This is a genomic window from Pseudovibrio axinellae (assembly GCF_900110875.1).
Lineage (GTDB): Bacteria > Pseudomonadota > Alphaproteobacteria > Rhizobiales > Stappiaceae > Pseudovibrio > Pseudovibrio axinellae.
In genome coordinates this window covers 194,943-217,508 of the sequence record NZ_FOFM01000006.1, presented here as the reverse complement: position 1 = coordinate 217,508, position 22,566 = coordinate 194,943, and the positions used below count along the sequence as shown (strand labels likewise).

Sequence of the window (22,566 nt, the reverse complement as noted above, 5' to 3'; positions counted from 1 at the left end):
TTTTACGGTCGCCATCTATCTGCTTTATTGCATAGAGTGAGTGGAGAACCTGCGAGGGGAATAGATGAATCATTTTCATGTAAGTCAGATAAACTGTTTTGCGTATTGAACAGAGTGCAGAATTTAAATTGAAATCACTCCAGCATCGGTGTCCTTTTCACTAAATATATTATAAAATTTGAATTGAAATATAACGGAGTATCTGAAATATGCTATTTTTAGGTGATTTTTGAGGATACCTTGCTCCCAAACCTAATCCTATAGAATAGTTAAGCAATTTTAATTTTGTTTTCTCTAAAAGTGAATGCAAACTACGAGTGGAAGAGTATCTTAGATCTAGGCATTTTGGATGATTGATGACTTAATGGTGGATGTGCTGGCCAATTTGGTTAAGCGCCACAGACGTATTTCATTGACTGCCGCTTCCGATATTCTGGGTATGGACTTTGAAGAGCTCACGATCCTTGCGCATATGTTATCGGACCGCGATGAGTTTGAGCTTCTTGAAAACTCAATCTGTTTTCTCATGCCACGGGGCCAAGATGCCTATCGGGTCAGGCTGAGAAGCCACTACATCGAGAAATTCGCGATTGGCCGTTTGGCTGCGTCTTTCATTCTGCCCGGAGATCATGTTGTGACCGAAGCTGGAAGCACCATGACTATCTTTGCGCAACACCTTGCACAAATAAAGAACATCCGGGTTTCAACCAACTCGTACGCGGTTGCTTCGACGATTATCGGCGCAGAAACTGCAGCAGATATCCATGTGATCGGCGGGAACCTTTACTCCGAGGGGCAGGGTGCGCTGGGGCCTGTTGCTTTAGAAACCGTTGGGGAACTTAAGGCGGACTGGGGTGTTATATGCCCAGTGGGCGTATCGGTGACCGGTGAGCTCATGTACTACGTAGAGGAGGAAGCCAAGTTTGCACGAGCTGTGATTGCCTCATGCAAGCGGCTGATGGTTTTGTGCAACTCCAGTAAGATAGGCGTTCCCAGTCGCTTTGTAGCCGATCCTTGCGCGCGTGCAGATTTGCTTGTCGTCGATAGTGGTGTGGAGTCCAGTACTCTTAATAGCTTGGTCGCACAAGGTGTGAAAGACGTGCATGTTGCGGATGTGGAGGCCGAAGCTTCCACCGAGATTGTTTTGCTGGATCTGTAACTAGATTGCATTGTTGTGATAGCAAAAAAGGCACTCCAGAGAGTGCCTTTTTGTGATTTCACCTCTGTGCTCGGGCATGGAATTCTACGCGAGCGGAGATCTTTCTGACGATGGGCTTTTAGGTGTTGAACTTAAAGAGCAACACGTCGCCATCTTGAACAACGTATTCTTTACCTTCATCGCGTGCTTTACCTGCGTCTTTTGCAGGTCCTTCCCCACCCAGACCGATATAGTCTTCATAGGCGATGGTTTGTGCACGAATAAAGCCGCGTTCGAAGTCTGTATGGATCACGCCAGCTGCTTGTGGTGCTTTGGTGCCCTTACTGATCGTCCAGGCTCTGGTTTCTTTCGGTCCCGCTGTAAAGTAGGTAATCAGCTCAAGGAGTGAGTAGCCAGCACGGATAAGACGATCAAGACCGGGCTCATCCAGACCCATGTCGGACATATATTCACGCTGCTCTTCGTCGTCCAGTTGAGCAATTTCAGCTTCAATGGCTGCAGAGATAACAACGGCGGCAGCGCCTTGCTTTTCGGCCATTTCCTGAACCTTTGCTGACAGGCTGTTGCCTTTATCAGCAGATTCTTCTTCCACGTTACAAACATAAAGCACTGGCTTGGACGTCAAAAGGTTAAGCAGGTTCAGCTGCTTGATGTCGTCTGGGTCGGTCAGGGCAAGGGCGCGTACAGGTTTGCCATCCTGCAAAATCGCAAGAGCTTGTTCCATGATCGGAAGCGCTAGTTTTGCGTCTTTGTCGCCAGACTTTGCTTTCTTCGCCAGTGGCGCAATTCGCTTTTCGAGGCTTTCCATGTCAGAAACCATCAACTCGGTCTCGACAGTTTCAGCGTCTGCGATCGGGTCGATCTTGCCATCGACATGCGTGATGTCGTCGTCTTCGAAGCACCGCAGCACGTGTGCGATTGCATCAACCTCACGGATGTTCGCCAGGAACTGATTGCCCAGGCCTTCGCCTTTGGACGCACCGCGTACGAGGCCCGCGATGTCAACAAAGGTCAAGCGTGTTGGAATGATTTCTTTGGAGTTTGCAATCTCACGGATCTTGAGCTGACGTGGATCTGGTACTGCAACATCACCGGTGTTTGGTTCAATGGTACAGAAAGGGTAGTTTGCTGCCTGCGCTGCCGCTGTTTTTGTAAGCGCATTGAACAGGGTAGATTTGCCAACGTTAGGCAGGCCCACGATGCCGCACTGAAAACCCATTTAGTCTTGTCCTTTCGATCCAAGGAGCTGCTCAAGCGCTGCGGCGAGCGGTCCCTTTTTGTTAGCTTCTTTGTCCTGATAACCGACGGCTTTTGGCGCAGGCTTTTTTTCAGTCTCAGGTTTGGCCTTATCCTGCTGTTTCTTTGCAGCGGCCTCGCGAGAGCTGTCCTTTTTGTAAGGTTTTACCGCCCCGGACGGGCGCGTTGCCAGTGTGACTTTGTTTGCAAACTGGTTGTCGTTGTTTTGCGCCAGGAGTGGAGCGTTGTCAGCGATTGCCTCTAGAAGAGGGGACAGCCATTCCTGATCCACTTTTGCAAAATCACCCAGTACCCATTGGTGCACGCGGTCTTTGTGGCCAGGGTGGCCAATACCAAGTCGTAGACGGCGATACCCATCTGTGATGTGTGCTGTGATTGAGCGCAGGCCATTATGGCCACCATTGCCGCCGCCATTTTTCATGCGGAATTTTGCAGCAGGCAGGTCTAGCTCGTCATAGAGCACGACAACGTCTTGTGGGTCGATTTTGAAAAAACGGAGTGCTTCGCCTACTGAACGACCGGACTCGTTCACGTAAGTCATTGGCTTCATCAGCAGGACTTTTTCGCCTGCCAGATTGCCTTCAGAAACCTGAGCCTGAAAGCGTGCCCGCCACGGGCCGAAGGAGCTATGGCGGCGATGAATCTCATCCGCCGCCATGAACCCGATATTGTGACGATGTTTCTCGTATTTAGGGCCAGGATTACCGAGGCCGACTAACAGCTTCATGGGTATAGCTCCAATGCCCTAGATAATGAGAATTACTCTTCGCCTTCGCCTTCACCTTCTTCAGAAGCTTCGTCAGCTTCTTTCAGACCAGCTGGTGCAGCAATCGTAGAGATCGTGAAGTCACGGTCTGTGATTGTAGGTGCACAACCTGCTGGCAGTGTAACTGCAGAGATGTGCTGGGAAGAGCCGAGATCAGCTTCAGCCAGGTCAATCTCAAGAGCTTCTGGGATTGCGTTCGCTGGAACAGTCATTTCAACGGTGTGACGAACAACGTTGATAACGCCGCCGCGCTTCAGACCTGGGGAAGTTTCTTCGTTCAAGAACTTCACAGGAATGTCAACGGTCAGGGTAGCGTCAGCTGCAACACGAAGGAAATCGATGTGCATCAGCGTGTCTTTGACTGGGTGCAGCTGGAAATCTTTCGCGATTACAGAAGCTTTTTCGCCGTTCAGGTCGATTGTACCGACGTGAGACAGGAAACCGCCCTTATGCAGGGTCATTGTTACTTCTTTAATCGGCAGATTGATAGAAACTGCTGCTTTTTTGTCGCCGTAGATTACTGCTGGTACAAGACCTTCACGACGAGCCGCACGAGCGGCCCCCTTGCCGGCCCGTTCACGCACCGATGCTTTCAGCTCATAGCTGTTTGCCATGGTGGAATCTCCTAGTTAGATTATAAAAGTAAGGCCGTGGGAGCGACAGATTTGCACGCTCGACTACGGCCAACTTTGCACGTCTCCTCCAAGGGTGTCGACGTAACGGTGCTGCTATACCGGATGCGCATAAAAAGCGCAAGTGAAACTCAACTCTGTTGTTAGATTGTAACTCAAGAATATTACAACACTTGCGTAGATACAAAATGTGCCTTTAACGAGCTGCCTTTTTAACGTTATTTGGTCTAGTCTTCCGGTAAATTGTTTAGGTTTGGAGTGGTCATGGCCGATACAAATTATCTAGAGCTGCTCAGTTTGGCGGCAGCACTACTGGCGACTGGTGTTATTGCCGGGCTTGTCGCAGGGCTGTTGGGTGTTGGGGGCGGTATTGTTATTGTACCGGTCCTTTACTTCATGTTTGGTTTAGTGGGCGTTGCTCCTAGCGTCATTATGCATGCAGCGGTTGGTACGTCACTTGCTACAATTGTGGCCACTGGGTCATCCTCCACGTACTCACATTATAAACGCGGTGGGATTGACGTTGACTTACTGCGACAGTGGGGATTGCCCATTGTTGTGGGGGTTGTTTTAGGCTCTGTTCTGGCTGGAGTTGTCAGCGGAAAAATCCTCGTTGGCGTATTTGGGGTGATCGCGCTTTTGGTTGCCGCCAACATGTTACTTCGCAAAGAAGGGGCCGCGCTTGCTGATCATTTGCCAGGCACACCACTGCGGCAAATTATCGGTTTTCTAATCGGTGGGTTTTCGGTGATGATGGGCATTGGCGGTGGGACGTTGGGTGTGCCTACACTGACCTTTTTCAACTACCCCATACGCAAAGCGGTGGGCACGTCGGCGGCGATCGGGCTTATTATTGCTATTCCCGGAACCCTTGCAGCGATTTATTTTGGTTGGTCAGAGCCAGGGCGGCCAGCCTATTCTCTCGGGTTTGTCAATGTGATTGGGTTCTGCCTGATTATACCGGCCTCTGTATTACTGGCACCAGTTGGAGCAAAGCTTGCGCACACTATCAAACCTAAACTGCTTGATAGGCTGTTTGCATTGTTCCTGCTTATTACCGGAGTGAAAATGCTTTCAGACATTTTTGTTTGATGGAGCCATAAAAAAAGGCAGGTCCTTGCGGTCCCTGCCTTTTTTCGTGTATTTCTAATGGATCAATCGAACAGGCTGGAAACGGAGCGTTCCTGCGATGTACGGTTGATCGCTTCGCCCATGAGCGGGGCAATAGAAATAGTGCGGATGTTTGGAGCAGCCTGAACAGCAGCAGTTGGCTCGATGGAATCGGTGATTACCAGTTCCTTGAGCTTGGATGCTGAAACGCGCGCAACTGCACCACCTGAGAGAACTCCATGTGTGATGTAGGCCGTGACAGACTTAGCACCGGCAGCAAGAAGTGCATCAGCTGCGTTGCAAAGGGTTCCGCCAGAATCGACGATATCATCCACGAGGATACAATCATAGCCGCTCACATCACCGATGATGTTCATGACTTCGGATTCACCAGGCTTGTCGCGACGTTTGTCAACGATCGACAGAGGAGCTTCAATGCGCTTTGCAAGTGCACGCGCACGAACCACACCGCCAACATCTGGAGAAACAACCATAACGTTGGTTGTGTCATAGTGCTCTTTGATGTCACGAGTCATCACCGGCGCGCCGTAAAGGTTGTCGGTTGGGATGTCGAAGAAGCCCTGAATCTGCGCAGCATGCAGGTCGAGTGTAAGCACTCTGTCTGCACCAGCATTGGTGATAAGGTTGGAAACAAGTTTTGCAGAGATTGGCGTACGAGGCGCTGACTTACGGTCCTGACGGGCGTAGCCAAAGTATGGAACCACTGCGGTAATACGACGTGCTGAAGAACGGCGGAGTGCATCAATGATGATCAGCAGTTCCATGAGGTGGTCATTTGCCGGATAGCTTGTAGGCTGAATGACAAAGACGTCCTCACCGCGCACGTTCTCCTGGATTTCAACGTAGATTTCTTGGTCTGCAAAGCGGCGAACCTGGCACTTCGCCAATGGTACATCAAGATACTTTGAAATTTGCTCGGCCAGCGCGCGATTGGAGTTACCCGCGACGATTTTCATAACCCGCAAGTCCTTCTTGGGCTTTGATCTCACCTTGTGACATGTGTCGGTGGTGAGGTGGAAATTTGCGTCCCATGACGGAACCCGATTTCTTCTCGTAAGACGCCCAAACTGGTCGCCTTGGAGCGCCTTTTAGCAACCTCACCTTAAGCCGACAATAGCCAGAACGCACAGCGGCCCAGCTTTTTTGGGAAAGCTGAGCCGCGTAAATGCGTATCTACTTGATTTTACTGAGTCACTTGCTGTGTAACCATGCTTCTAAAGAAGCAATAGTTCTTGACGCAATTCTTTGCAGCGCATCGCTGGAAACGGAGTTCCATGGGTCGCCAGAGTTGCCGCCTGTTTGCTCCTGACCATCAATCCGGTGCACACGTGTTCCATTTGCATCAATAATATCAAATACATAGAAGACGGTGGTGGTGTATTGGTCACCTGCAGCAGTCAAGAATCCCTTGATACGGTAGGTCGCAGGCGCTCCAACGCGTCTGACAAGGTTAAGATTCGCTGCTGTTGCGCGATTCCCTAATTCTTCAGCCAGATCGTCGGCGATATTTCCTGGCAGTCCAGTCAGTTGTTCAAATGCAAATGTTGCTTTTGCCGGAGACACTGCAGGAGGGGCTGACTTGGTTTCAATCATATCCCCTATGCTGGAAGGAGGAATTGGGTTCGCTGCACAGCCCGCAAGAAATGCTAGGGCAGCTATGATTAATACCCGAGGTGAAAGTACGAGCTTCAGCATGTCAGTCCTTAAAGTCCAATCAAAGAATCAGTGTGGGGTGCCCCGAAAGATTCGAACATATCAATTATGCCTGTCTTTACCCTGCCTTCACAGGCAGGTCGAGAGAAAGCTGCGATAACGCTTCTGGCCCCTCTTCGTGCGTGATGTAGGTTTGGCCTAAAGTCATCGCGGTTTCGCTGTCAGAATCCATAATGATCATATGCATAAACAGCACCATGTTCTCCTGAATTTCATGTGCATTTTCTTTGAAGGCCATGTAAGGCGGTTCCATCCAGCTTGGGGTGAAACGGGCCCCTAGCGAATATCCGCAGGCATTCAGGCGATGTGGCATCAGGCCGCGATCATCCAGAACATTGGCATGAGCTGCAAAAAGGTCACCAAAAGTGTTGCCGACCTGCATGACTTTCTCGACAGCAAGCAGCGCATCTTTGGCCGCGCGGTGAAGCTCCAAATGACGCGGTGTCGGCTCACCAAGAATCACGGTTCTAATGGAAGCTGCATGATAATGGCGGTAGACGCCGGCCCATTCCAGCGTGATCTGATCTTGTGAAGAAAGAACTCTTCGACCTGATTTATAGCGACATAAAAGAGCATCTGGCCCAGAGCCAATTACAAATTCATTGGCTGGATAATCGCCACCCCCTTCAAAGATAGCGCTTTGCATCTTCGCAAGAATGCGGCCTTCGTCCGCGCCCGGGTTGATCTCGGCTATCGCTGCCTCAAAGGCATCATCGGCGAGCTTGCCTGCGATCCTTACATATTCCAGCTCAGCTGGGGACTTCACCAGACGCAGGGACTTTACGATGTCAGAGGCATCATTGACGTTGGCAAAGGAGTGAAGGGACTCGTCCAGCAAGCGCCCATTGGCTGCTGTGAGGCCATGGGTGTCGTATTCTACACCAATGTGCGTGCCGAGCAGGTCCAGATCGAACAGGAGCTCTTTGACCTGGCCGACGGGAGATTTTCCGGCCACATCCATCCAGAGGCGAATATCTTTTAGATTGGAGGTATTACGGGCCTGTCTCAAATCAGCAGATCGCGTGAGGAGGATTGGCTCTTCATAGGGGCGGTAGATCAGGCATTGGAAAAAGCAGTAGCCAAAGGTGTCAAAGCCAGTCAGCCAGTACATGCTTTCCTGTGCAAAGATGAGCAGGCAATCCAGATTGCGCTCTTTGAGCTTGGCATCCAGAGCAGCACGGCGCTCCGCAAATTCTTCCGATGAAAAGTGCAGGGCCATGTTCTTCTCCCATTTCATAGTTTGCGTCGCGATCTGAAACCGAACTTACTATTGCTCGTTTGTAAGCACAATCAGGCGGTCAACATGATAGTTGATATTTGGCGTCCGTAATCTGATTCTTTATTGTGTGTTGTTTCCAGAAGGTTGCTACGTTTGGCCTCTAGCTGCCTGCCTTTTTGAAAAAAAACTGCAACGCTCTGCCTCCACATAATGTTGGAACAAGCACTATGGCGCTGACAGAGACATGGAGGCAATCCGCTGTATTTCCGCTAATAAAAGTTTCGATAAAGGAGAAGTCAAAGTACTGTCAGGAGGCTTTTTGCTCATATTGCGCCCCTCTAACCGGGAACGGGGTTTTTCTATATATTTTCGAGCAAGCTTACCCGAAACGGCATTCATTTTTCAAAGCGGTGGTCCGGCTTCGATTTCCTGAGAACATCAAGTTTCTTTCAAAGTCAAAAATAGTCAACTTTTTTAAAGGATAATCTTGCCGCAACTACTTTGGAGTACCTTGAAGGCTGAAGGAGGCCTCTGCATGCCCCAATTTGAAATACCGTTTCTATTTATGCGGGGCGGCACTTCGCGCGGAGCGTATTTCCAGCGCAAGGACCTGCCAGAAGACGAGACCTTGTTGGAAAGCGCTCTCCTTAGCGTAATGGGAGCAGGTCACCCGCTAAACATTGATGGCATCGGGGGCGGAGCAGAGGTAACAACAAAAGTTGCAATACTCTCCCCTTCCACTGACCCTTCAACCGATGTTGACTATTTATTTGCGCAAATTGATGGCCACAAAAGGATTGTAGATTTCGGGCCCACCTGCGGCAATATACTCGCAGGCGTTGGCCCCGCCGCAATCGAAATGGGATTGGTAGAGGCACAAAACTACATAACCCACGTCAAGATTAGGGCCGTAAACACAGGGGCCCATATCACCGCAAAGGTCAAAACTCCTGATAAATGCGTTGAATACGAGGGAGCGACCCATATTGACGGGGTTCCAGGAACAGCTGCAAGTATTGTTATGGAGTTTCGGGAAGTCGCGGGATCAAGCACCGGAAAAATTTTACCGACAGGCCAACCAAGAACAATAATCGACGGATTGGAAGTAAGCTGCGTTGATGTAGCTATGCCACTGGTTCTCGTTCGCGCCAGCGATATCAATATCAGCGGATATGAAAGCGTAGATGAACTTGCCGCCAACAAAGAGTTAATGGCAAGACTTGCAAGTATACACATTAAGGCTGGCCAGCTAATGGGGTTGGGCGACACCAGCCGTCAGGTCATCCCCAAATTTGCAGCCCTTGCCATGGCACGGGAGGGAGGCGACATCACAGCACGTTATTTTACTCCATGGGCCCCTCACCCTTCCATGGCGTTAACAGGCGCCCAGTGCATTGCAACCTCTATGCTTTATGAGGGAACTATTGCAGTGGATTTTTACACTCCCCCTGTAAACCATAGTGACAATCAACCCATAGCTATTCAAATCGAGCACCCTTGCGGACACATAGACGTGGCAGTGCATTGCAAATATGATGGAGGAAAGTTTCAGCTCGTTTCGGCAAGCCTCATCAGAACTGCCCGCCTTTTGGCACGAGGTACGCTTTGCATACCCTCGAAGGTATGGAATGGATAATGACTGAGATATGATAGAATAGGTTATTACCGAAAAGCCAATTATGTACTTTCGAAGAAAACTACCTATAAATTTGGAGAATTATAGACTTTAAGTTTCTACCCAATGCATTTCACGGCTTTTGCCGTAAGAGGCATGTAGAAATCACTTAGCGAAATGGTACAGACGAGTGGATTTGAACCACCGACCTTCGGAGCCACAATCCGACGCTCTAACCAACTGAGCTACGTCTGCTCGCCAAGTTCGCGGAACATAGGTTTATTTTTTTCGTTTACAAGCACAATCAGGCGGTCAACATGATAGTTGATATTTGGCGTCCGTAATCCGATTCTTTATTATGTGTTGTTCTGCGGTAGGAAAAGAAGCTGTCCGCATCGCAGTACGTACAGCGGTTAACGTCGATGACTTGCTTGAGGCCAAAGCCATCCAATTGTGCCTTGATGAAAGCTGGCAGGTCAAACATGGCATGGTCTGCTTTGGCAGAGGGAATGAAAAAGCACTCATTTGCTGCGGAGCGATCAAGGAAGTGAGCCATAAACTCTGGTCCAACTTCATAAGCTTCTTGCGAAATCATCGGCCCCATGACGGCGGTGATGTGGGCTGGGTTTGCTCCAAGCTTTTGCATGGCTTCTATTGTGTTTGGTAAGATACCGTCGACCGCACCTTTCCACCCGGAATGCGCGGCCCCAATCACCCCGGTTGTTGGATCTGCAAAAAGGACGGGGCCACAGTCTGCCGTAAGAATGCCAATGGCCAGATCAGGTGTCTTGGTGACAAGGGCGTCGGCCCGTTTGTCGTCCTGTTCTGTGAATGGGGCAGATACACTGAGCACCTTTGCCGAGTGGACTTGATAGGGTGTAACCAGCTTTTCCGGAGTTGTGCCAAGTTTGTTGGCGACACGCCGACGGTTTTCAAGCACATGCTCGCGGTTGTCATCAGAGCCCAGACCAACATTCAAACCTTTGTAGATGCCTTCGGAGACACCGCCCTCGCGCGTGAAGAAGCCGTGCGAAATGCGCTGCATTGCTTCAAGCTCTGGCACTTTAATCATCGACGTCTCCCAGGGGTGCTTGCTTATGTTGTAAATGGAATTGTTGGTGTTGCGTGTGCAGTCAGGCAAAGAACTTTGAACAAAGTCCCCATTTGGTCATCGGCTGCGAGGCGTTCAACATCTTTGCGAATTTGCTCCTGATCGAGATTAGATCTGCCAGCGCCAAGCTGTCCTGCACGTTCCAGAAGGCCTAAGCCGAGCAGAAACTCTCCTTGTCCAAGTAGCCCGTGCGCGTGTGCACCCTCGGCTCTGGCAGCGTTGGCCAGTGCTTGAAAGTTGACGTGTGCGGTCAGGTCAGCCTCCCCACATTGTTCCAGCGTGGAGATGTATTCGTGTTTCTTGAGGGCTTGGAAGGTGTCACCAGTTGCCGTTCTTGCGTAGCCGTAATCGATCAGCAGAGCGGCCCCACCTTGTGTTTTGATGCGCTGACCGATTTGAGCTGCTATAGCGTTGGATGCTGGAGATATTTCGAGCGTATCTCCGATTTTTGCCTGAAGCTTTGCCTTGGCAATATCAGCGGGAGACAGTGTTCCCAGTCCAATCCCAAATGTGAGATTATTGTCGCTGTCCAGACCAACGCAGCGCTCACGCCAGCCAGATTCGGTCAATTGATATTGATGGATCGGCAGGGCGTCAAAGAGTTCGTTGGCCACGAAAAGGGTAGGGCCTTGCGGGACGCTGTGCAATGTGTCGTGCCATTTAATGGTATAGGCTTTGAGGCGTTTTCGCTGTTCCTTGCGCAAGGCGGGGCTGGTCTCCACCAGATGGATTTGCAGGTTTGCCAGCATTTGCGGGCGCAGGGAAATGACGCGCAGGATGTCTCTCATCAAAGTGCCACGGCCCGGACCAATTTCGACCAGGTGAACCGGTCCTTTAAGGTCCTGTGCAATCCACTGATGCAACAACCATGCGCCAATCAGCTCGCCAAACAACTGCGAGATTTCAGGTGCGGTGGTGAAATCGCCTTGTTTGCCGAAGGGTTGCTGGCACATGTAGTAACCATGCTCCGGGTCGGACAAACACATGCTCATATACTCGGCAATGGTCATGGGACCATGATCGGCAATGTGTTTTTTGATTTTTTCCTGAAGCGGCGTGGAAGCGGGACTGGTCATTTTACGTCTTTATTTTTCGGGGCGTTTCTTCGAAGGGACCAAACCACCAGAGCAGTTCCTAAAATCATCATTGGCAGGCTTAGCAGCATGCCCATGGTCAGGAAGCCGGAGAGGTAGCCGATATGCGCATCCGGGACGCGGTAGAACTCAACAAAGATACGGGCGCAGCCGTAACCAATGGCGAAACAACCGGTGAGTACTCCGGGTTTTTGCAGCAGGTGGAAGCGATGAGACAGGAGGCGCAGCAACAGGAATAGCAGCAAGCCCTCCAACGCAGCTTCATAAAGCTGGCTTGGGTGTCTTGGTTCCGGCCCGCCATTTGGGAAGATAACAGCCCATGCTACGTCTGTTGGTCGGCCCCAAAGCTCTGAGTTGATGAAGTTTGCAATACGCCCGAAGAAGAGGCCGATGGGTGCTGCAATTGCTGCCAGATCAAACATGGTCAGTGCGGACAGGCCTCTCACTCTGGAATAGAGGAAAAGCGCAACGACCATACCAAGCATGCCACCGTGAAAGGCCATGCCGCCTTCCCACACTGCGAGGATCTGCGATGGGTTATCCAGATAGTACGGCAGGTTATAGAACAGCACATACCCAAGGCGACCACCCAACACGATCCCAAGTGTTGCCCACATTACAAAGTCGTCGATGTCTGTTGTGTTTGGGTGAGGGGTTTTATTCCAAAGTGCTTTATTGCGGACACTTACGATCATATAGCGCCACGCCAGAAGGATTCCGGCGATATATGCCAAAGCATACCAACGAATGGCCAGTGGTCCGAAACTGATCAGAACCGGATCAATCGTCGGGAAAGGTATTGCTAGGAGCGGCATATGGCATCCTTCTGTTGGTAGAGCGTGCTGGCGCTCATCTGCATCCTCTCACGATGCTATAATCTTCTTCCTTGGGCGAATTCTGGCCGTATGATTTCAGCCAATCAAACGAAACGGCCCCCAGTTGCGCAAGCATTCCGATAAGTGAAGGTTTTGGTCAAGAGGTTTGTCATAGGTGTTCAACACAAGCTTTCGCCATTTTACTGACAGGTTCTTTAGGGTTGTACGTGCAAATCAGCTCTCAGAGCTTGAAACTGACGAGCCAGACCAATACTTGTTTGGTAGAGATAAATTTAATGAGGATGCTATGAGCCAGTCTCCAAATCGCATGTTTGACGAATTTGCAAAGCTGATGACCGATGCAGCCGGTGTTGCTCAAGGTGCAAAACGGGAAGTTGAAACAGCTTTCCGCGCACAGATGGAGCGTTTCATGTCGGATATGGATCTGGTGTCGCGCGATGAATTTGACGCGGTCAAAGACATGGCGATCAAAGCGCTTGATGAAGTTGATAAGTTGGAAGAGCGTCTCAGTGCTGTAGAAGAGCGCCTTGCTGCTCTGGATGAGACCGCAAAGTCTGACAGCTCAGAATAGGCCACGCAGGAAATTACATGTGTATATGCTGTGGGCGGCTTTGAGTCGTCCACACTTTTCGCGATGCTCTGTCTGTTTCCCCTATAGGGGAAAGCGCAAATCTATCGGTATATTGACAAAAAAGGGATTCGATGTCCTGCATCAATAGTTCCTCTGGGAACTTCCTTTGTAGTGCATGTTTCTATCAAAGAGCACGTAAGTGTCTGGTCCATGATCAATCAACCCGCGTCCGTTTGGTGTGGGTAGACAACCCATTCCTCAAACGGAAAGAGGACCGGAAATGAGCCTAATTGATTTCGGCACAGAGCGCCCCCTAAATCCGGTTGATACGATCGAAAACCTTGCAACCGGAAATGACTGGTCCTTTGAGCGACTTGGTGATGACGAGATTTCGATTTCGGTTACCGGATCTTGGTGCGACTACCATGTTACCTTTTCCTGGATGGAAGAGCTGGAAGCGTTGCACATGGCAAGCGCGTTTGACCTTAAAGTTCCTGCGCCCAGAAAAGATGAAATTGTCCGCCTCCTTGCGCTGATCAACGAACAGCAATGGATGGGGCACTTTGATATCTGGGGCCGTGAAGGTGTCGTTATTTTCCGCCAGTCGCTTTTGTTGGCGGGTGGTGCAGAAGCAAACTCATCTCAGATCGAAGTTCTGCTTTCCAATTCTCTGGATTCTTGTGAACGTTACTACCAGTCTTTCCAGTTTGTCGTCTGGGCTGGGAAAACCGCTCAAGAGGCGCTGGAAACTGTGATGTTTGAAACTGCTGGCGACGCATGAAATTAATGCATGTGTGCTGACTTGGTCTGGCCTGCGCTATTTCTAAGTTGCCGGGAACCGGGCGAAGTATATGGTGGTGTGACGTTGTTTGCGCCCTAAGTAGAAATTAAAATTGTAGGGAATTGAAGTAAAGCCTCGGTTACTAGCCTGAGGCTTTTTCTTTGTACCTGCGGGCTTCGTGTGTGTATGATTAGGTGTTGATGCTTAGATAGCATGTTGGTCATACAGGAGCGTGCGATGCCCACCGAGAAGACCCATCAGAAAGTCGTAGCAAGTTTTATCGAGTTACTGACAACGCACCGCATTGAAGAGATCACCTATACGGCGATTGCTGACCATGCGGGCGTGAAGATTGACGTGGTGCGGGCATGTTGCAATGGAAAACTAGAGCTTCTGGCCGCCTTTATGCGCGAAATCGACCAGAAGGTGCTTCGAGAACGCGATCCTGATTTGATGGAGGAAACGCCTCGCGACCGTCTTTTCGATGTTTTGATGTGCCGGCTTGATCTTTTGGGGCCTCATAAGGAATCCATACGTAATCTGTACAAAACTGTAGCAAAGGATCCAGCTCTTGCTCTGCATTTGCATAAGCAGGTGGCGCGTTCAATGAAATGGATGCTGGTTGCAGCTGGTATTGAAGAGTTTGGCCTGCGTAGCGTTGGTATGTCGAATGCGCTGGCTGTAGGTTTTAAGCGTGTGGTGCATGTTTGGCTGAATGATGATGCGCCGGGGCATCCTAAGGTCATGGTTGCCGTAGATGACATGTTAGCTGATGGTGAAAAGTGGATGGGGCGGGCCTGTCGTGTTGAGAAAGTGGCAGCACCTATCTTGGAAGGCTTGGGGCGTTTGTGCCGGCGGCCGAACCGATCAGGCAGCACATCTGCGTCGGATGGTACAGGCGGAGATGCTGAAGTAAGGCCGTAATTGAGATTATAGAGATAAGTATGGACCAGAGTGAAGATACGAAAACGATCACAATTGATGACTTTTTGAATGTGGACGTGCGAGTGGGGACCGTGATTGAGGCCTTTGATTTTCCTGAGGCTCGTAAACCGGCGTATAAGCTGAAGATTGACTTTGGTGATGAGATTGGCGTCAAAAAGACGTCAGCTCAGATTACAGCTCATTACACCGCGGAGGCTCTGCTTGGCCGCCAAGTGGTTGCGGTCGTGAATTTTCCGCCGCGACAGATCGGACCTTTTATGTCTGAGGTGCTGACGCTAGGGCTTTCGGACGACAATGGCGATATTGTTCTGCTGCAGCCCGATCAAAAAGTACCGAACGGCGGGCGGATGCATTAGGCGTTTGCCTCGCTTTGCGCATTGAGTAGACAGCAGGGCAGCTGCGTTTCTTGCTGAGACTTATCCTCCTGGCTGAAATCGCGTCTACACTACATCTTGTGCTCACGTATACGGGCAGCTGGCGGAGCGTCCGTCAGTGCAGCGTGGGCTGGGCGGGGCTACCGGAAGACCTAACGCATCTTTCGGCGGGTTCGTTGAAACACCCCTTGAAAGCCAACAGTGCAGAGGCCAAGCGGAAGCTGGTCAACCTGATGGGTGTCGGCACTGGCAGATGAGTGTCTTTGACGCTTATATGCTCACAATGCCTGTCGGGGATGACCTTGTTTCATACAAAAACGCCCGGGCAAGGTGAACAGCTGATGCCGAAGAAACTAATTTAACAAGTAGCGCAGGCATTGCCTGTATGCCTTGCCCACCCCCGTATCCTGGGGCTTTTCTGGAACACTGCACAGAAGACTGCGCGGTGATATTTGCACGTGTGTGCGCTGCTGTTTTAGCAGTTCTGCTTTAAATCGGAACGCGAATACGCACCCGCAAGCCACCCAAGGGGGATTGGCGCAGGAAGACTTCTCCTCCATGGCTTCTTACAATATCGCGTGCGATGGACAGACCGAGGCCAGAGCCGCCACTGTCCTGATTTCGCGCTGTATCAAGCCGGTGGAACGGACGGAAGACATTCTCACGCTCCTCGCGTGGGATGCCGGGGCCATCGTCATCAACGGTGATGATCAGCCAATCTGGTGTTCGATTGCCCTTGATGCGCAACGTGCGGCCATATCGAGCTGCATTGGAAATGACATTGAGCAGGCAGCGCCTAAATGCTCGGCCCTTGAGAATAACAAGTGGGTCGCCGTCAAAGGACGATGCCACATCCGCGCCAACAACCTCTGCCTCCACCTCCAGATCTTCAAGCATGAGCGCAATATCAACCGGAGCCGGGGGCTCATCTCCGTATCCTTTGGAAAAGGAGAGATAGTCCTCGAGCATCCGATTCATTTCGTCGACGTCCCTGCGGAGCGCATCTGACTCAGGTGATTGATCGAGCAGCGCAAGTTCCAAGCGGAAGCGCGTCAGGATGGTTCTCAGGTCGTGGCTGACACCGGCAAGCATGGTTGTTCGCTGGTCAACATGGCGCTCAATTCTTCGGCGCATGTCGATAAATGAGAGTGCAGCACGGCGGACCTCGCGGGCACCGTGGGGACGGAAATGGGAGACCTGCCTTCCCTTGCCGAATTCTTCTGCTGCATCGGCAAGTTTTTCGATAGGCCTGATCTGGTTTCTGAGGAAGAGCACGGAAATGATGATCAAAACGAGCGAGGTGGCAACCATCCAGACAATGAAAATATGGGAGTTGGAGGCATAGGTCTGGCTTCTGCGTGCGATAATGCGCAGCGTTTTGTCTTCCAGCTGGATGCGAATTTCGACGTATTTGGAGGCACCGGCCGTATCAATCCAGAACGGTCTGCCGATACGAGCTGCAATTTCGCGAGTCATGTATCGATCAACCAGATCAAACAGCGGCTTTGGCTTTGGTGCCGGCAAAGGTTCTTTAGGCAGAACAGATACGGAGAGGCCTAAAGCACTTGCACTGATGTTTTTGAGCGTTGCATAGTTGTCATCGTGCGCATAGTTCTGCGCCATGTCGACGACCGCTGCAATCTCTCTTACAACCGCTTCTGACAAACGCCGTGTGACCAGATCATAGTGACGTTCCATAAACACAAAAGCGAGCACGGACTGTAGAATCAGAAACGGGATGACGATGATGAGCAGCGAGCGGACATACAGCCCTTTGGGAAGGCGGTAATGTAGCCAGCTGGTGAACGCATAATAGGGCGCTAAAATCGTTCTGACCCATTTGGGGAGTTTGAAACGGTCTGATAAGCCCATTGTTCTCTCGCAGGCGGTCTATGTACTGCCAAATCGTATTTTCAATTAATCGGTTATAAGCCGATACCCTAATCCACGCACAGTTTGCAAGTACATTGGATTGCCAGGATCTTCCTCAATCTTTCGGCGCAAACGGTTCACCTGGACGTCGATGGTCCGCTCTCCAAGCGCCGCGTCGGTGCCCACTAGGTCGGTTCTTGCAACTGTTTTGCCTGGCCTTTCAGCGAAGGTGTTGAGAATCTGTTTTTCGCGATCGGTCAGGCGAACATATTCGTCGTTGCGTTTGAGTTCACCGCGTTCGGCATTGTATTGAAACGGGCCAAATGACAGAACTTCAAGTTTCATTTTTTGCTTGGGTCCACCACGGCGCAGGATCGCAGAAATCCTCAGTAATAATTCTCGGGGTTCAAATGGTTTGGATACATAATCATCAACCCCAGCCTCCAGACCTTCAATCCGGTCTTCAATATCAGAGCGAGCCGTGAGCATGAGAATAGGTACGGATTTCGAGCGGCGAAGATCTTTAGCAAGCTCGATCCCGCTTTCTCCCGGCATCATCACATCCAGAATAAGGAGATCAAACTCAAGGCCCGACATTCTGCGACGGGCTTCTTGCGCATCTTTTGCAACAGTAACGCGCAGACCATGTTCTCCGAGGAACCTTTGGAGAAGGTCACGGATACGGCTATCATCATCAATCAGAAGAATGTGAGGTGCATTATCTTCCAGAACAGCAGAGCGGGCCACGGTAATTCCTCAATCTGTTTGTTTGCTAATGAGGCGGGCAACTTCGCTGCGCTCGTTCTCATCAATCATAAGGTATAAAAACTGTCGGACAATCTCGTCGCTGCCATCGGGCATGAGTTCGATAGCCTTATTAATACGCTGGGACTGAAGCTTGGACAGTCGAGTACAAAAATCTGTCCCTTTTTCAGTGGTATAAAGAAGACGTTGTCGGCGGTCCAAAGCACCGGGCTCCTGACAAATGAAATCCTCGTCTACCAACTGTTTTAAAACGCGTCCCAAACTTTGCTTCGTAATTTTTAAAATCTCGAGCAGATCGGAAACTCTGATTCCCGGGTTTCGATGCACAAAATGAAGAACGCGGTGATGGGCGCGGCCAAAACCTAACTCGTCAAGAAGTACATCCGGATCGCCCGTAAAGTCGCGATACGCGAAGAAAAACAGTTCAATAAGGTCAAACCGTGGTGAAACGCTGTCTTTTTTGCTCATTTCCTGTTCCAGATAACTGCCTATTTTTTAATCTAACAAAAAATACGTCAGTCATGTTGACTTATTTGAGAATGAAAGTTACTAATTGGCCATCGTTGGAGAAAGGAAAGAACTAAACGTGACGTATTCGCGAAATAGTTGAAAACTCTTTCTTCACTCGTGTACATCGTGGATAATGGTTACGACCTACAGTTGCAATGCGGTTGTTCGTATCTCTTGTCCTTTTAAAACTCATTGATTTAGCTAGAACACACCTTGACTGGCAAGGCCTTGCTTTGCCTGCACCGTGAATTGTTCGCCATATGGAGAAGAGAAATGGCGGGTATACCCTTTGATCAACTGGAAGGCTCAATCTGGTTGGACGGAAAAATCATTCCTTGGTCAGAGGCCAAAGTGCATGTGCTGACCCACGGTTTGCACTATGGTAGCAGCGTGTTCGAGGGACAGCGTGCCTATGGCGGTGAAATCTTCAAACTGGAAGAACACACAAAGCGTTTGCATGCTTCTGCAGAAGTTTTGAACTTCACTATTCCCTGGAGCGAAGAGCAGATCAACGATGCCTGTAAGCAGATGTTGGTTGAGAACAAGTTGACGGATGCCTATCTGCGCCCCGTTGCGTGGCGTGGTAGCGAAATGATGGGCATTTCCGCTCAGAGCAATACAATTCACCTAGCGATTGCAGCATGGGAGTGGCCGAGCTACTTCTCTCCAGAAGAACGCTTAAAAGGTATTCGTCTGGATTTGGCTGAATACCGACGTCCAGACCCAGCAACTGCACCTTTTAAATCTAAGGCTGCTGGCCTGTACATGATCTGCACTATCTCTAAACACGCTGCTGAAGCGAAGGGCTATTCTGATGCACTTATGCTTGATTGGCAGGGCCGGGTTGCTGAGGCGACTGGTGCAAACGTGTTTTTTGTTAAAGACGGCGCACTCCATACACCAATCGCGGACTGTTTCCTTGATGGCCTGACACGTCGCACTGTTATTGCTCTGGCTCGTGCTCGCGGCATCGACGTGATTGAACGTCGCATTTTGCCAGAGGAAATGGAGAGCTTTGAAGAGTGCTTCCTGACCGGTTCCGCTGCTGAAGTAACACCGGTTTCCGAAATTGGGCCTTACAGGTTCACTCCTGGCGAAATCAGCAAGCTCATGATCGAAGATTATATGACAGCTGTGCAGCCAGTTAAACAAGAGTTGCTTGTTGCGAGCTAATTAAGCTTTTAGCGGACCAATTGGTTCTTTAAAGATGCTGAAGGCCAGCGCACTTGGCATGAAATAGAATTTAAATGCCCGCTACTTATCCTCAGTAGCGGGCATTGTTGTTATTATGAGGGAAGCTGCTCAGGCTCATGATGCGGTCTGAAAAGTTTACCGCTTTCGGTTATCAGCACGCAGATCAGTCCAAGGACTGAGAACAGGGCAATGCCATAGACAAGCGGCAGCTCGGTTCCGTTGTAGAGCTTGCCGATACCGGCTCCCAGAAGGGCGCCAATCAATGTTGTAACAAATCCGATCACGGCAGAGCCAGCACCTGCAACACGACCCAACGGTTCCATGGCCATAGTGTTAAAGTTTGGCCCAATAAATCCGAAAAAGAACATAGCCAGAGACTGGAGCGCAATGAATGGAACAATGGTAAGCGTTCCGCCCGTGGCAACTGCAGCTGTCAGCAATGTTGTCGCGGTGAAGCCAAGAAGGGCCATATGCGACATTTTTCTCAAGCCGTATCTCTCAACCATCTGCGAGTTGAGATAGGAGGAGAGAGCCATCGCGATAGAGATTGCTGCAAATACGATCGGAAACAGATCAGAGAGCTCGAACCGTTCCATGAAGACTTGCTGCGCGGAGTTGATAAAGGAAAACAGACAGGCAAAGATAAATGTCATTGCCATCATGTAGCCAACTGTCACACGTGTGGTGAGCGCGAGCTTATAGGCACTCAAGATGGAGCGAATTTCCAAAGGCCGTTGGTTTACAGGGGCAAGGCTTTCGGGAAGCCGCATATAGCACCAAGCCAGGAGCAGGACGCCAAAAAAAGTGAGGGCAGCAAAGACACCTTGCCATGGTGCAACCCACAAGACGATCTGGCCGAGGAAGGGCGCTATAACAGGTGCCACCTGAAAAGCGACCATAACCAAGGACATTACCTTGCCCATTTGACGCCCGCTGTACCAATCACGGATCATTGAGATGGATGCAACGCGTGGTGCGGCCGCGCCTATACCTTGCAGGACTCTCGCCGCCAGCATGTGCTCGTAGCTCAGGGCAAACGTGGAGTAGATGCCGCCAATGATGTAAAGGCTGAGGCCAATCAACAAAGTGGTGCGGCGGCCGATCGTATCTGAGAGCGGGCCGAAAAAGAGAGAAGCACAAGCGAGACCAATCATATAGGCTGTGATCACCAATTGGCGATCATTGTCAGCGACAGACAAAGCTTGGCTCATTGCAGGAAGAGCTGGAAGCATCATAGATGTCGCAACCGCGTTCAGCGCCATAAGCGCAGCAACGAGGCTGACAATTTCCAATAAGGAAAGCCCAGGATGAGGTGCTGGCTCATGCCGCAGATTAGATACTGCAGACATCAGAGACCTGTTTGTTGGGGTAAAACAAGGTAAGAGGCCGCTGTTGCGGCCAAATTAACTTAAACTATGCGCCATTTGAACTGACAAACATGGCTATGTCAAGGCAAGGGTCAGCTCGCCAATGTGCTTTGCATATTCTTGATATACAGGGTGTTACTTGCTTTTTGGCAATGTCCAGCGTGCTGCATCAGCATCGTCAAGCGCTTTGGCTTCGACCCATGTTCCATTTGAAACGTCTTTTAAATGTTCTTTTTTCCAGAAGGGAGCTTGTGTTTTCAAGAAGTCCATCAGGAAGTCAGCAGCTTCAAACGCAGCGCGCCGGTGTGCGCTGGTGGCGCTTACCAATACAATGTTCTCACCAGGAGGAATTTTGCCGTATCTATGTATGATTGTCAGACCACTTAGAGGCCAACGCTCGACTGCCTGTTGTGCAAACTTTGAAATTTGCGCTTCGGCCATTCCCGGGTAGTGCTCCAGTTCGAGTGCCTCTAGCATGCCACCCTCATCACGGCACAAACCCGTAAAAGTAACGATGGCTCCGATATCCTTGCGATCTTTGGTGAGGATATCGGTTTCGGCAGAAACTTCGAAATCTTCGGCTTGAACGCGAACTTTGAAGTCGATTGGGCTGCTAGTTGTCATGATCTTTGTAAGCTTTGCTTCCTACTGGAACTAACGTTGGCTTTTATCCGCCAGTCATTGGAGGGAAGAATGCGACTTCTTCAGTTCCAGACAAAACATAGTCAGCTTCAACGTGTTCTTGATCGACAGCGATGCGAATGGTGTCCGGTTGTTCGAACGCAAACGCATAGCCTTCATCGCGAGCGGCAAGCCAGCTCATGAGTTCGCCTGTGGTCTTTACAGTTTCCGGAAGAGCAATGGTTTCCTCGGAAGTGCCTGTGCGCTCACGCAGCCATGCAAAATAACGAATTTTCATCGGATACAGCCCCGGTATTATTGGGTTCCCTCACAGGAAACCTCGCCTTTCACAGGAATTAGTCTTCAATCAGATGACCAATTCCAGCGCGAAAGTAGTCATAGCCCGTATAGAGGGTCAAAATCGCTGCGACCCAAAGTAGCACCGTCCCAGTTAATGTCGTGTATGGGAAAATACTGTCGCCAGCTTGACCCGCCAATAGGAACCCTAATGAGACCAGCTGCACAGTGGTTTTCCATTTCGCCAACTGTGTGACGGGTACAGAAACGTTGAGCTCAGCAAGAAACTCTCTTAGTCCTGAAACCAGTATTTCTCTGCATAGGATAATGATTGCTGCAATCACCGACCATTCGCCGATGGTACCATCCCATGCCAGGAGCAACAGGCATACTGAGACAAGAAGTTTATCTGCAATCGGGTCAAGTATTCTGCCTAGTGCTGATTGTTGCTGCCAAGCTCTTGCAAGGTAGCCGTCAAAGAAATCAGTGATGGCCGCAGCAAGGAAAATACCTAGCGCAATCCAGCGTGCGGTGTTTCCTGGGAAATAGAAACATGCTGCCAACGCCGGAACAGCGGCGATGCGGCCATAAGTAAGAATATTTGGAAGCGAAAATATAAGCTTACGGGACATATGGACCTTCAAGTTTACGCGGCTAACGAGTACGGATACGCAGGGTGTGCACATCCAAGCGGGTGCTGTCAATTGTGGCACGCGTATTTGTGCAGGACTTTGGG

General features: G+C 50.3%; 24 protein-coding genes and 1 tRNA gene. 8 read left to right on the top strand and 17 right to left on the bottom strand.

Going from position 1 to position 22,566, the window contains the following annotated elements; all coding sequences use genetic code 11:
- Window positions 1–349: 349 nt before the first annotated feature.
- A complete protein-coding gene (locus tag BMZ51_RS14685) occupies window positions 350–1,159 on the top strand; it encodes a DeoR/GlpR family DNA-binding transcription regulator (protein WP_208979489.1) in 810 nt (269 codons plus the stop codon).
- A 118-nt stretch (window positions 1,160–1,277) separates the two neighbouring features.
- Here the strand turns inward: BMZ51_RS14685 and ychF are convergent, their stop codons facing one another.
- Genes ychF through BMZ51_RS14670 form a run of 3 tightly spaced genes read right to left on the bottom strand, consistent with a single transcriptional unit; the run spans window position 1,278 to window position 3,796 of the window.
- Complete coding sequence (gene ychF / locus BMZ51_RS14680; protein WP_068006827.1) at window positions 1,278–2,378, bottom strand: redox-regulated ATPase YchF; 1,101 nt, start codon at window positions 2,376–2,378, stop codon at window positions 1,278–1,280.
- The gene (pth, locus tag BMZ51_RS14675) at window positions 2,379–3,143 is read right to left on the bottom strand and encodes an aminoacyl-tRNA hydrolase (RefSeq protein WP_068006829.1); all 765 of its coding nucleotides are present in this window, start codon (window positions 3,141–3,143) and stop codon (window positions 2,379–2,381) included.
- Between the two features lie 32 nt (window positions 3,144–3,175).
- Window positions 3,176–3,796 (bottom strand): 50S ribosomal protein L25/general stress protein Ctc, encoded by a 621-nt coding sequence (locus BMZ51_RS14670; protein WP_068006830.1) that lies wholly within the window; start codon window positions 3,794–3,796, stop codon window positions 3,176–3,178.
- A gap of 282 nt (window positions 3,797–4,078) precedes the next feature.
- Between BMZ51_RS14670 and BMZ51_RS14665 the strand changes: the two genes are divergently transcribed.
- Entirely contained in the window at window positions 4,079–4,906 is an 828-nt protein-coding gene (locus BMZ51_RS14665) for a sulfite exporter TauE/SafE family protein (protein WP_068006832.1), read from the top strand.
- 62 nt (window positions 4,907–4,968) lie between these two features.
- Here BMZ51_RS14665 and BMZ51_RS14660 read toward each other — a convergent pair whose 3' ends face one another.
- The 3 genes from BMZ51_RS14660 to BMZ51_RS14650 form a co-directional block, all read right to left on the bottom strand.
- Entirely contained in the window at window positions 4,969–5,901 is a 933-nt protein-coding gene (locus BMZ51_RS14660; protein WP_068006833.1) for a ribose-phosphate pyrophosphokinase, read from the bottom strand.
- 235 nt (window positions 5,902–6,136) lie between these two features.
- Window positions 6,137–6,640: a hypothetical protein gene (locus BMZ51_RS14655; protein ID WP_068006835.1), complete on the bottom strand. Its 504-nt coding sequence runs from the start codon at window positions 6,638–6,640 to the stop codon at window positions 6,137–6,139.
- A gap of 76 nt (window positions 6,641–6,716) precedes the next feature.
- Window positions 6,717–7,877, bottom strand: a complete 1,161-nt coding sequence (locus BMZ51_RS14650) for a M24 family metallopeptidase (RefSeq protein ID WP_068006837.1) — start codon at window positions 7,875–7,877, stop codon at window positions 6,717–6,719.
- Between the two features lie 535 nt (window positions 7,878–8,412).
- Between BMZ51_RS14650 and BMZ51_RS14640 the strand changes: the two genes are divergently transcribed.
- Window positions 8,413–9,513 carry a 4-oxalomesaconate tautomerase gene (locus BMZ51_RS14640; protein ID WP_068006840.1) on the top strand — a complete coding sequence of 367 codons (1,101 nt, stop codon included), beginning with the start codon at window positions 8,413–8,415 and terminating at the stop codon, window positions 9,511–9,513.
- A 157-nt stretch (window positions 9,514–9,670) separates the two neighbouring features.
- On the opposite strand, the gene BMZ51_RS14635 is transcribed toward BMZ51_RS14640, so the two are convergent.
- The 4 genes from BMZ51_RS14635 to lgt form a co-directional block, all read right to left on the bottom strand.
- Window positions 9,671–9,747, bottom strand: a tRNA-His gene (locus BMZ51_RS14635).
- 49 nt (window positions 9,748–9,796) lie between these two features.
- Window positions 9,797–10,564, bottom strand: a complete 768-nt coding sequence (pgeF, locus tag BMZ51_RS14630) for a peptidoglycan editing factor PgeF (protein WP_068006841.1) — start codon at window positions 10,562–10,564, stop codon at window positions 9,797–9,799.
- 23 nt (window positions 10,565–10,587) lie between these two features.
- Window positions 10,588–11,679 carry a class I SAM-dependent methyltransferase gene (locus BMZ51_RS14625; RefSeq protein WP_068006843.1) on the bottom strand — a complete coding sequence of 364 codons (1,092 nt, stop codon included), beginning with the start codon at window positions 11,677–11,679 and terminating at the stop codon, window positions 10,588–10,590.
- On the bottom strand, window positions 11,676–12,512 hold the full coding sequence (gene lgt / locus BMZ51_RS14620) for a prolipoprotein diacylglyceryl transferase (protein WP_068006845.1): 837 nt from the start codon (window positions 12,510–12,512) through the stop codon (window positions 11,676–11,678). Before lgt ends, BMZ51_RS14625 begins: the two co-directional genes overlap by 4 nt.
- A gap of 307 nt (window positions 12,513–12,819) precedes the next feature.
- Between lgt and BMZ51_RS14615 the strand changes: the two genes are divergently transcribed.
- The 4 genes from BMZ51_RS14615 (at window position 12,820) to BMZ51_RS14600 (ending at window position 15,186) form a co-directional block, all read left to right on the top strand.
- A complete protein-coding gene (locus tag BMZ51_RS14615) occupies window positions 12,820–13,104 on the top strand; it encodes an accessory factor UbiK family protein (protein ID WP_068006883.1) in 285 nt (94 codons plus the stop codon).
- Between the two features lie 280 nt (window positions 13,105–13,384).
- Entirely contained in the window at window positions 13,385–13,885 is a 501-nt protein-coding gene (locus BMZ51_RS14610) for a type III secretion system chaperone family protein (protein WP_068006846.1), read from the top strand.
- Between the two features lie 237 nt (window positions 13,886–14,122).
- The gene (locus tag BMZ51_RS14605; RefSeq protein WP_068006850.1) at window positions 14,123–14,809 is read left to right on the top strand and encodes a TetR family transcriptional regulator; all 687 of its coding nucleotides are present in this window, start codon (window positions 14,123–14,125) and stop codon (window positions 14,807–14,809) included.
- Window positions 14,810–14,829: 20 nt separating this feature from the next.
- Window positions 14,830–15,186 carry a tRNA-binding protein gene (locus BMZ51_RS14600; RefSeq protein ID WP_068006853.1) on the top strand — a complete coding sequence of 119 codons (357 nt, stop codon included), beginning with the start codon at window positions 14,830–14,832 and terminating at the stop codon, window positions 15,184–15,186.
- A gap of 507 nt (window positions 15,187–15,693) precedes the next feature.
- On the opposite strand, the gene BMZ51_RS14595 is transcribed toward BMZ51_RS14600, so the two are convergent.
- The 3 genes from BMZ51_RS14595 to BMZ51_RS14585 are packed head-to-tail and all read right to left on the bottom strand — an operon-like array spanning window position 15,694 to window position 18,309.
- Window positions 15,694–17,076 carry an ATP-binding protein gene (locus tag BMZ51_RS14595; protein ID WP_068002754.1) on the bottom strand — a complete coding sequence of 461 codons (1,383 nt, stop codon included), beginning with the start codon at window positions 17,074–17,076 and terminating at the stop codon, window positions 15,694–15,696.
- A gap of 45 nt (window positions 17,077–17,121) precedes the next feature.
- Window positions 17,122–17,823: a response regulator gene (locus tag BMZ51_RS14590; protein ID WP_068002750.1), complete on the bottom strand. Its 702-nt coding sequence runs from the start codon at window positions 17,821–17,823 to the stop codon at window positions 17,122–17,124.
- A 9-nt stretch (window positions 17,824–17,832) separates the two neighbouring features.
- Window positions 17,833–18,309, bottom strand: coding sequence for a MarR family winged helix-turn-helix transcriptional regulator (locus BMZ51_RS14585; protein WP_068002747.1), 477 nt, complete (start codon window positions 18,307–18,309; stop codon window positions 17,833–17,835).
- Between the two features lie 315 nt (window positions 18,310–18,624).
- Between BMZ51_RS14585 and BMZ51_RS14580 the strand changes: the two genes are divergently transcribed.
- The gene (locus BMZ51_RS14580) at window positions 18,625–19,524 is read left to right on the top strand and encodes a branched-chain amino acid aminotransferase (protein ID WP_068002744.1); all 900 of its coding nucleotides are present in this window, start codon (window positions 18,625–18,627) and stop codon (window positions 19,522–19,524) included.
- A 113-nt stretch (window positions 19,525–19,637) separates the two neighbouring features.
- Here BMZ51_RS14580 and BMZ51_RS14575 read toward each other — a convergent pair whose 3' ends face one another.
- From BMZ51_RS14575 to pgsA, 4 genes are all read right to left on the bottom strand, one after another.
- Window positions 19,638–20,894 carry a multidrug effflux MFS transporter gene (locus BMZ51_RS14575; RefSeq protein WP_068002742.1) on the bottom strand — a complete coding sequence of 419 codons (1,257 nt, stop codon included), beginning with the start codon at window positions 20,892–20,894 and terminating at the stop codon, window positions 19,638–19,640.
- A 153-nt stretch (window positions 20,895–21,047) separates the two neighbouring features.
- Complete coding sequence (locus BMZ51_RS14570; protein ID WP_068002739.1) at window positions 21,048–21,536, bottom strand: molybdenum cofactor biosynthesis protein MoaE; 489 nt, start codon at window positions 21,534–21,536, stop codon at window positions 21,048–21,050.
- Window positions 21,537–21,579: 43 nt separating this feature from the next.
- Complete coding sequence (gene moaD / locus BMZ51_RS14565) at window positions 21,580–21,831, bottom strand: molybdopterin converting factor subunit 1 (protein ID WP_068002736.1); 252 nt, start codon at window positions 21,829–21,831, stop codon at window positions 21,580–21,582.
- Window positions 21,832–21,889: 58 nt separating this feature from the next.
- Window positions 21,890–22,462: a CDP-diacylglycerol--glycerol-3-phosphate 3-phosphatidyltransferase gene (gene pgsA, locus BMZ51_RS14560; protein ID WP_068002733.1), complete on the bottom strand. Its 573-nt coding sequence runs from the start codon at window positions 22,460–22,462 to the stop codon at window positions 21,890–21,892.
- Between the last annotated feature and the right edge of the window lie 104 nt (window positions 22,463–22,566).